Raw genomic sequence first — 9,421 nt, forward strand, 5'->3', positions numbered from 1 at the left:
GGCTCCGCGCGATCCCCCGTCGCGCCGTGCCTTGCCGTCTCCACGCTCACGTAGCCCCCACTAAGCGCCCGCGCGCCGGGTCACCGCCCGGCACGGAGGTTCATCCTAGCCAGGCTCGCCGGAAGCGCCGCTTTCCGCGGTCGGATTCACCTGCTGGGGTACACCCAGCGCCGCCAGCACGGCCGCGGCCGTGCGCGGACCGATCCCGGGCACCTGGGCGATCTCGTCGGCCCCCGCGGCGGCCAGCCGCTTGAGCGACCCGAAGTGCCGCAGCAGCGCCTTGCGCCGGATCTCGCCGAGGCCGGGCACGCTGTCGAGGTCCGAGGCGGTCATCCGGGCCGACCGCCGCTGCCGGTGGAACGTGATGGCGAAGCGGTGCGCCTCGTCGCGGACCCGCTGGAGCAGGTACAGCCCCTCGGCCTGGCGCGGCAGGATGACCGGCATCGGGTCGTCGGGCAGCCAGACCTCCTCCAGCCGCTTGGCCAGCCCGCAGACGGCCACGTCGGTGACGCCGAGCTCGGACATGACCGCCGCGGCCGCGTTGACCTGCGGCGCGCCGCCGTCGACCACGATCAGCTGCGGCGGGTACGCGAACCGCCTGGGCCGCCCGCCCTGATCAGCCGCAGCAGCCGGTTCCGGGTCGGCCGGCCCCTCGGCCAGGTAGCGGGCGAACCGGCGCCGCATCACCTCGCTGATCGCCGAGACGTCGTCGGTGGCGCCCTTGATGATGAAGCGCCGGTAGTCGCTCTTGCGCGGCACGCCGTCCTCGAAGACGACCATGCTGGCGACCACGTCGGTGCCCTGGATCTGCGAGATGTCGAAGCACTCGATCCGCAGCGGGGCGCTGGCCAGGCCGAGCGCGTCCTCGATCTCCTCCAGGGCGCGGCTGCGCGCGGTCAGGTCCCCGGCACGGCGCAGCTTGTGCTGGGCCAGCGACTGGAGCGCGTTGCGGGCCACGGTCTCCATCAGCGACTTCTTGTCGCCGCGCTGCGGCACCCGCAGGCTGACCCGCGAGCCGCGGTGCGCCGACAGCCAGTCCGACAGGGCGTCGGCGTCGGCGGGCAGCTCCGGCACGAGGATCTCGCGCGGCACGTCCGCCTCGGTCCCCTCGGCTGGTCCGGCGTCGCCGTAGATCTGGGTGCAGAAGTGGTGCACCAGGTCGCCGATGGTCAGGTCCTCGGTCTTGTCGACGATCCAGCCGCGCTGGCCGCGGACCCGCCCGTCGCGGACGTGGAAGACCTGCACCGCGGCCTCCAGCGGGTCGTCGGCGAAGGCGACCACGTCGGCGTCGGTGCCGTCGGACAGCACGATCGACTGCTTCTCCATCGCGCGGCGCAGGGCGACCAGGTCGTCGCGCAGGCGGGCGGCGCGCTCGTACTCCATCGCGGCCGACGCCTCGCGCATCTGGCGGTCGAGCCGCTTCTGCATGTCGTCGGTACGCCCGGCCATGAAGTCGCAGAACTCCAGCACGATGGCGCGGTGCTCGGCGGCGCTGACCCGCCCCACGCACGGCGCGGAGCACTTGCCGATGTCGCCGAGCAGGCACGGGCGGCCGATCTGGCCCGCGCGCTTGAACACCCCGGCCGAGCAGGTGCGTGACGGGAAGACGCGCAGCAGCAGGTCGAGGGTCTCGCGGATGGCCCAGGCGTGCGAGTACGGCCCGAAGTAGCGCACGCCCTTCTTCTTCGCCCCGCGCATGACCAGCAGGCGGGGGTACTCCTCGTCCAGGGTGACGGCGAGGTAGGGGTACGACTTGTCGTCGCGGTACTTCACGTTGAAGCGGGGGTCGTACTCCTTGATCCAGGAGTACTCCAGCTGGAGGGCCTCGACCTCGGTGCCGACGACCACCCAGTCCACGCCCGCGGCGGTGGTGACCATCTGCTGGGTGCGCTGGTGCAGCGACCACAGATCGGCGAAGTACGAGTTCAGCCTGCTGCGCAGGCTCTTCGCCTTGCCGACGTAGATGATCCGCCCCGTGTCGTCACGGAACCGGTACACACCGGGCGCGTCGGGAATGCTGCCCGGCGCGGGCCGGTACTGGGACGGATCAGCCACGCCGCAAGCCTAGTAGGGAGGTCTGACGCTCAAGCTATCCGCACCTCGTCGCCCTCGACCACGATCTTGCGCTCGTCCAAGGCGCGCTTGGCGGGCTGGTCCACCTTGGCCGGAGCGCCGTCGCCGATGTTGAACTCGCTGAAGTGGCAGGTGCACTTGATCTTGCCGTCGGCGATCTGGCTGACCGGGCAGCTCTGGTGCGTGCAGATGCTGCTGAAGCCGACGAAGATGTTCGGCGACGGCTGGGTCACCACGGTGCCGTGCTCGGCGAAGATCTTGCCGCCGCCGACCGGGATGTCCGCGGTCTTGCCCAGCACCGTGCCGCTGGCGGGAGCCTGGGCACCGGTGCCGCCGCTGGGCCCGCCACCGGAACCGTTGTTCGGCGTCGCGGCGGGCTCGTCCGTGCCGCAGGCGGCCAGCAGCCCGGCAGCGCCCGCCATCCCCGCGCCCGCGAGCAGCGTACGGCGCGAAGTGGCAGGCTGAAGCGCGTCACTCATAGAGGTAGGTCACCTTCCTGTGAGGGGTCTGAAAGGCAACCTACCCGGCGTCTCTGAAATTTAGCTGCGAATTCAACTATCCGTTTCGCCAACGGATCAGGCGGTCTGCACCTGCTTGGCGCGGCTCGCCTTCTTCGCCCGAGGTGCCGGGGCGGCCGGGGCGGCCGCCTTCAGCATCGGGGCCAGGAACTCACCCGTGTAACTGCCGGCGACCGCCGCGATCTCCTCGGGCGTACCGGTGGCCAGCACCGTGCCGCCCTTGTGGCCGCCCTCCGGGCCCATGTCGATCAGGTGGTCGGCGGACTTGATCACGTCGAGGTTGTGCTCGATGACGATCACGGTGTTGCCCTTGTCGACCAGCCCCTGAAGCACCAGCAGCAGCTTGCGGATGTCCTCGAAGTGCAGGCCGGTGGTCGGCTCGTCCAGGACGTACACGGTGCGGCCGGTGGAGCGCTTCTGCAGCTCCGAGGCGAGCTTGACCCGCTGCGCCTCGCCGCCGGACAGCGTCGGGGCGCTCTGCCCCAGCCGCACGTAGCCCAGACCGACGTCGACCAGCGTCTTGAGGTGCCGGTGGATCGCCGGGATGGCCTCGAAGAAGGCGGCGCCCTCCTCGATCGGCATCTCCAGCACCTCGGCGATGGTCTTGCCCTTGTAGTGCACCTCCAGGGTCTCCCGGTTGTACCGGGCGCCCTTGCACACCTCGCACGGGACGTACACGTCCGGCAGGAAGTTCATCTCGATCTTGATCGTGCCGTCGCCCGCGCAGTTCTCGCAGCGGCCGCCCTTGACGTTGAACGAGAACCGGCCCGGACCGTAGCCGCGCACCTTCGCCTCGGTGGTCTCGGCGAACAGCTTGCGGATGTTGTCGAACACGCCCGTGTACGTCGCCGGGTTCGACCGCGGCGTGCGCCCGATCGGCGACTGGTCCACGCCGACGACCTTGTCCACGTGCTCCAGGCCGGTCACCCGGGTGTGCCGGCCCGGCACCATCCGGGCACCGTTGATCTGGTTGGCCAGCACCGTGTACAGGATGTCGTTGACCAGCGTCGACTTGCCCGACCCGGACACGCCGGTGACCGCCGTGAACTGCCCCAGCGGGAACGTCACGGTCAGGTTGCGCAGGTTGTGCTCGCGCGCGCCGACCACCGTCAGCTCCCGCCCCGGCGTGGGCGGCCGCCGCGTCGCCGGGACCGCGATCTCCTTGCGCCCCGACAGGTACTGCCCGGTCACCGACTCCTCGCTGACCAGCAGCTTGTCGTAGGTCCCCGAGTGCACGATGCGGCCGCCGTGCTCGCCCGCGCCCGGACCGATGTCCACGATCCAGTCGGCGGTGCGGATGGTGTCCTCGTCGTGCTCGACCACGATCAGGGTGTTGCCCAGGTCGCGCAGGCGGACCAGGGTCTCGATCAGGCGGTGGTTGTCGCGCTGGTGCAGGCCGATCGACGGCTCGTCCAGCACGTACAGCACGCCGACCAGGCCCGAGCCGATCTGCGTGGCCAGCCGGATGCGCTGCGCCTCGCCGCCGGACAGCGAGCCCGACGGGCGGCCCAGCGACAGGTAGTCCAGGCCCACGTCGACCAGGAAGCGCAGCCGCGCGTTGATCTCCTTGAGCACCCGCTCGGCGATGAACCGCTGCCGGTCGTCCAGCTCCAGCCCGGCCAGCGCCTCGGCGGCCTCGCCCACCGACAGCGAGCACAGCTCGGCGATGTTGCGCCCGTCCAGGGTCACCGCCAGCACCTCGGGCTTCAGGCGGGTGCCGCCGCAGACCGAGCAGGGCACCTCCCGCATGTAGCCCTCGTACTTCTCCCGCGACCACTCGCTCTCGGTGTCGGAGTGGCGGCGCTCCAGCCACTTCACCGCGCCCTCGAACTCGGAGTAGTAGGAGCGCTCGCGGCCGTACTTGTTGCGGTAGCGCACGTGCACCTGGTTCTCGGCGCCGTGCAGGATCACCTTCTGCGCCTTGGCGGTGATGGCCCGCCACGGGGTGTCCATGTCGAAGCCGTACTTGTCGCCCAGGCCCTCCAGCAGCCGGGAGAAGTACTCCATGGTGTGGCCGCCCGACCACGGCGCGATCGCGCCCTCGGCCAGGGTCTTCTCCGGGTCCGGCACGACCAGCTCGGGGTCGACCTCCTTCTTGGTGCCCAGGCCGGTGCACTCGGGGCACGCGCCGTAGGGCGAGTTGAAGGAGAAGACGCGCGGCTCCAGGTCCTCGATGCCCAGGGGGTGCTCGTTGGGGCAGGCCAGGTTCTCGGAGAACTTGCGCTCGCGGTGCTCGTCGTCCTCCGGCAGGTCGACGAAGTCCATGATCACGATGCCGCCGGCCAGCCCCAGCGCGGTCTCGACCGAGTCGGTCAGGCGCTGCTTGCTGCTCTCCTTGACCGCGAGCCGGTCGACGACCACCTCGATGGTGTGCTTCTGCTGCTTGGCCAGCTTCGGCACCTCGGTCAGCGAGTGCACCACGCCGTCGACCCGCGCGCGGGCGAAGCCGCGGCTCTGCAGGTCGGAGAAGAGGTCGAGGTATTCACCCTTGCGGCCGCGGATCACCGGGGCGAGCACCTGGAACCGGGTGCCCTCCTCCATCGCCAGGATGCGGTCCACGATCTGCTGCGGGCTCTGCCGGCTGATCGCCTCGCCGCAGGTCGGGCAGTGCGGCTGGCCGACGCGGGCGAAGAGCAGGCGCAGGTAGTCGTACACCTCGGTGATGGTGCCGACGGTCGAGCGCGGGTTGCGCGAGGTCGACTTCTGGTCGATCGAGACCGCCGGGCTCAGGCCCTCGATGAAGTCGACGTCGGGCTTGTCCATCTGGCCGAGGAACTGCCGGGCGTACGACGACAGCGACTCGACGTAGCGCCGCTGGCCCTCGGCGAAGATCGTGTCGAAGGCCAGGCTGGACTTGCCCGACCCGCTCAGGCCGGTGAACACGATCATCGCGTCGCGCGGCAGGTCCAGGCTGACGTCGCGCAGGTTGTGCTCGCGCGCCCCACGAATGATCAGTCGATCGCTCACGGAAGGATCTCCCCTACCACGGTTGCTCGGAAGTGTTCCACTGGATGCGCCCCGGACGGGGCGTCCTGAATCACGGCATCAAAGTCACAGCATCAAAGTCACGGCACCGGACAAAGCTCTCAGCAGTACGCGCGCAGCAGCGCGCACCTGCGCAGAGCAGGGCAGTCGAGTGCCTGGGCAACTCTAGCCCCGCCCTCCGACAAGTTCGCCACGCGCCACGAACACACGTGCTAACCCCGGCGAGTCTCGCCCCCACCACCCGTCACACCCCTTGGCCGAGTTGCCGGGCAATCGGGCATATGGGTGGCGCTCATGTGCCCGATTGCCCGGCAACTCGGTGGATCTCGGCGGTCGCGGCCGCGGGTCACTCCTTTGATGACAACCGCCGAGCGCGCTAGCATCCCGCCCCGTGACCGACGTGACCAGCGCCTCAGCGCCCGCCGCCGACCCGATCGACACGACCGGGCCGACCTGCGTGCTCTGCCAGCACATGCCGGCCGCGGCCACGACCGTGTACCAGGTCAGCGGCGTGCTGGTGTATCTGCGGTGGAGCCGGGAGCAGGGGCCGTTCTGCCGCGACTGCGGCATCACGCTGTTCCGCGACGCCACGGCCCGGTCGCTGACCAGCGGAATCTGGCACTTCCTCGCCCCCGTGCTGGTGCCGCTGGTGGTGGCCCGCAACCTGGCCGCCCGGCGGGCCGTCACCGCCCTGGCCGAGCCCCGGCCGCACCCGGTGCTGGCGGCGCCCAACCACCGGCCGCTGGTCCCGGGCCGTCCCGTGCTGCGGCGGCCGGGTTCGTGGCTGGCGCTGGCACTGCTCGCGGTGCTGGTGGCGGTGGTGCCGCAGGTGGTGGGGCCGGGCGGCGAGCGCTACGACCGGGCGGGCGGCTGCGTGCGGCGGAGCACCCCGCTCGGGATGTACGACGCGGTCCGCTTCGTGTCCTGCTCCGATATGCACGACGCCCGCGTCGAGGCGGTGGTGGCCGACTGGACCAGGTGCGCCTCGTACGACGGGTATGTCATCGACGGCGGCCGGTTCTACTGCATCACCGACGAGAGCCCGGCGGCCGGCGCCCACTGAGCACGGGCGCCGACCCCGGGTACACCCGAGGACACCGAGGTCAGAGGCGGAAGCGGGGCGGGGGTTCCCACTGGCGGCCGCGGCGGCGTGCCGCGGTGGCCAGCCGGTCCTCGCGGCGGCGCGACTCGTACGCCAACTCGCGCTGGAGCTTGCACCAGCTCTCCCAGCGCCGCCCGGTCAGCGCCCCGTCGGCCAGCGCCTCGCGCACCGCGCACCCCGGCTCGGCGCCGTGGGCGCAGTCGGCGAACCGGCACTGCGCGATGACCGCCAGCACGTCCGCGAACGCGCGATCGAGCCCGACCTCGCCGTCGAGCAGGCCGACGCCCCGGATGCCGGGAGTGTCGAGCACCGCCCCGCCGCCGGGGATCGGCACCAGCGCCCGGTACGTCGTGGTGTGCCGCCCCTTGCCGTCGACCCGCCGGTTGGCCTGGGTCGTCATCACGGTGGCGCCGAGCAGCGCGTTGACCAGGGTGGATTTACCGACGCCGGACGGGCCGAGCAGCCCCAGGGTGCGGCCGGGCGCCACGTACGGCGCCAGGTCGGCCAGGCCGTGGCCGTGCTCGGCGCTGACCGGGTGCACGGGCACGCCGGGGGCGAGTTCGGCGAGGTGGTCGGCCAGGGCGGCCGGGTCGGCGACCAGGTCGGCCTTGGTCAGCACCAGCACGGGCTGGGCGCCGGACTCCCAGGCCAGGGCGAGCAGCCGCTCGACGGTGGCCGGTTCGGGGCCGGGGTCGAGCGAGGCGACCACGGCGATGGTGTCGAGGTTGGCGGCCAGGACCTGGCCGGTGGAGTCCTTGCCCGCCGTGCGGCGGACCACGGCGCTGCGGCGGGGCAGCACCGACTCGATGGTGGTGCGGGCGTCGGGCCAGTGGCGCAGGGCCACCCAGTCGCCCGCGCAGGGCAGCGCGACGGGGTCGGCCGCGGCGGCCATCATGGCCGGGCCGCCGAGTCCGGCGCGTACGGTGCCGTCGGCGGTGAGCACGGTGCAGACGCCGCGGTCGGCGCGCACCACGCGGCCCGGCTGGTGGTCGGGCCGGTCGAAGAGGGGGTATGCGGTAGCGAAGCGGTCGTCCCAGCCGAGGGACGCCAACGTGACGGTCATCTTCAGATGTCCTTGCCTTGCCGGTGCGGATGGAGCGGGGTCACGCCACCCGTTCGGGTGGCGTGCTGGATACCTCGACAGTCATGGCGCCACCCCCTTCAAGGCCGTCGTCGGCGAGCCGGTCTCGCGTACTGGCCGCCACGCTACGCGCACCCCGCACCGGGTGCCACGGATTATCGCCGATGGTCAGGCGCCGGCTGGGGCGTCGAGCGCGGTGGAGCGCCCGGCGACGGCCAGCGAGCCGAACGCGTACCGGTAGTCGGCGCAGTGGTGCCGGTGGCAGATCGGGCAGCCGGCCTCCGGCGTCGCCGGGTTCGGCGTGTGGTCGCGCAGCATCCGCCGGTAACCCGCAGCCTGTGCGTCTGTGATGCGTCCACTGTGCACGTCGGCCTCCCCAGATGCGCCGTCCTGTACTCCAGATTCGCACGTGCGAGTTTCAGGTTCAAGGTTGCGGGCGGGTCAACTCCGACCGGTCGCCGACACCCGGCCCGGCACGGTGCCGGACGGGTCTTGCCGGGTCCGAAGCGGCCGCACCAGACTGGGGCGGAACTGATCGCCGTCGAAGGAGGGTCATGGCCACCTCGGGCACGTCACTGCGCCGCCGCCGGCTGGGCGTCGCGCTGCGGGAGCTGCGCGAACGCGCCGGGCTGACCCACCAGCAGGTGGGCCCGGTCCTGGACTGCTCGCCGTCCAAGCTGAGCCGGATGGAGAACGGCGAGGTCGGGGTACGCCGGGGCGATCTGCTCGCCCTGCTCGACCTGTACGGCCTCGACGACGCCGTACAGCGTGAGGAACTGACCGAACTGGCCCGCGAATCCAAACGCCGCGGCGGCTGGTGGCTCAAGTACGGCGACCTTTCCGCGCCCTTTCTGAAACTCATTCAACTCGAATCCGAGGCGGCCTCGATTCGGGGCACCGATCAGATGCTGATCCCCGGCCTGCTGCAGACCGCCGAATACGCGCGGGCGCTCATAAGGACCGCTGCCCCCGACGACGAGGAGGAGGTCGAGCGCCGCGTCCGGATCAGGCTGACCCGGCAGGAGATCCTGCTGCGCCCGGACCCGCCGGAGCTGTGGGTGATCCTGGACGAGGCGGCCCTGCACCGCCGCGTGGGCGGGCCCACCGTGATGAGCCAGCAGCTCAAGGCACTGGTCGCGGCGGGCGACCGGCCGAACGTGACCATCCAGGTGCTGCCGTTCGAACACGGAGAGTACGAAGCCATGGTCGGCTCGTTCCGCGTGATGCGATTCGCCGATCCGCGCGATCCCGACACTGTCTATCTGGAGGGATATGCGGGCGCGGTCTACCTTGACGACGCTCGCGACGTACGGCGATATAGTCTGGTCTTCGACCATCTCTGCGCGGCGGCATTGAGCCCGCATTCGTCACGGCAGCTGCTGCTCCGTATAGCGCAGAATCACGTTGAGTAAGGCGTAAGGAGCACGCGCGATGCGCGATGTGGAATTGATGACCGCGACCTGGCGCAAGAGCACCCGCAGCGGGCCGAACGTGAGCGACTGCGTCGAGATCGCCGAGCTGCCGAGCCTGGTGGCGGTGCGCGACTCCAAGGACCCGGCCGGGCCGGTGCTGCGGTTCTCCTGGGACGAGTGGCGCAGTTTCGTGGCCGGCACCAAGGCCGGGGAGTTCGACCGGTAGCCCGGCCGTCCCGGTTGCGGTAGG

General features: G+C 71.2%; 8 protein-coding genes. 3 read left to right on the top strand and 5 right to left on the bottom strand.

The annotated features are described in order from the left end of the window. Positions 1–105 precede the first annotated feature (105 nt). From uvrC to uvrA, 3 genes are all read right to left on the bottom strand, one after another. Positions 106–2,055 carry an excinuclease ABC subunit UvrC gene (uvrC, locus tag Cs7R123_RS10675; protein ID WP_212825632.1) on the bottom strand — a complete coding sequence of 650 codons (1,950 nt, stop codon included), beginning with the start codon at positions 2,053–2,055 and terminating at the stop codon, positions 106–108. 29 nt (positions 2,056–2,084) lie between these two features. Then, positions 2,085–2,552, bottom strand: coding sequence for a Rieske (2Fe-2S) protein (locus Cs7R123_RS10680; RefSeq protein ID WP_212825634.1), 468 nt, complete (start codon positions 2,550–2,552; stop codon positions 2,085–2,087). A gap of 96 nt (positions 2,553–2,648) precedes the next feature. Further along, positions 2,649–5,558, bottom strand: a complete 2,910-nt coding sequence (uvrA, locus tag Cs7R123_RS10685; RefSeq protein WP_212825635.1) for an excinuclease ABC subunit UvrA — start codon at positions 5,556–5,558, stop codon at positions 2,649–2,651. A gap of 409 nt (positions 5,559–5,967) precedes the next feature. On the opposite strand from uvrA, the gene Cs7R123_RS10690 reads away from it, so the two are divergent. After that, entirely contained in the window at positions 5,968–6,639 is a 672-nt protein-coding gene (locus Cs7R123_RS10690; RefSeq protein ID WP_212825637.1) for a hypothetical protein, read from the top strand. Between the two features lie 40 nt (positions 6,640–6,679). Here the strand turns inward: Cs7R123_RS10690 and rsgA are convergent, their stop codons facing one another. Then, complete coding sequence (rsgA, locus tag Cs7R123_RS10695) at positions 6,680–7,741, bottom strand: ribosome small subunit-dependent GTPase A (RefSeq protein ID WP_212825639.1); 1,062 nt, start codon at positions 7,739–7,741, stop codon at positions 6,680–6,682. A gap of 186 nt (positions 7,742–7,927) precedes the next feature. Further along, positions 7,928–8,125 (bottom strand): hypothetical protein, encoded by a 198-nt coding sequence (locus Cs7R123_RS10700; protein WP_212825641.1) that lies wholly within the window; start codon positions 8,123–8,125, stop codon positions 7,928–7,930. Between the two features lie 188 nt (positions 8,126–8,313). On the opposite strand from Cs7R123_RS10700, the gene Cs7R123_RS10705 reads away from it, so the two are divergent. Further along, positions 8,314–9,171, top strand: a complete 858-nt coding sequence (locus Cs7R123_RS10705) for a helix-turn-helix transcriptional regulator (RefSeq protein WP_212825643.1) — start codon at positions 8,314–8,316, stop codon at positions 9,169–9,171. Between the two features lie 19 nt (positions 9,172–9,190). Then, positions 9,191–9,397 carry a DUF397 domain-containing protein gene (locus Cs7R123_RS10710; RefSeq protein ID WP_212825645.1) on the top strand — a complete coding sequence of 69 codons (207 nt, stop codon included), beginning with the start codon at positions 9,191–9,193 and terminating at the stop codon, positions 9,395–9,397. Positions 9,398–9,421: the final 24 nt, after the last annotated feature.

This window comes from Catellatospora sp. TT07R-123 (assembly GCF_018327705.1).
Taxonomy (GTDB): domain Bacteria; phylum Actinomycetota; class Actinomycetes; order Mycobacteriales; family Micromonosporaceae; genus Catellatospora.

Excerpts from the sequence above, each read along its gene's own strand:
- Cs7R123_RS10680 (WP_212825634.1), bottom strand. The coding sequence starts at position 2,552 with ATGAGTGACGCGCTTCAGCCTGCCACTTCGCGCCGTACGCTGCTCGCG.
- rsgA (WP_212825639.1), bottom strand. The coding sequence starts at position 7,741 with ATGACCGTCACGTTGGCGTCCCTCGGCTGGGACGACCGCTTCGCTACC.
- Cs7R123_RS10705 (WP_212825643.1), top strand. The coding sequence starts at position 8,314 with ATGGCCACCTCGGGCACGTCACTGCGCCGCCGCCGGCTGGGCGTCGCG.
- Cs7R123_RS10710 (WP_212825645.1), top strand. The coding sequence starts at position 9,191 with ATGCGCGATGTGGAATTGATGACCGCGACCTGGCGCAAGAGCACCCGC.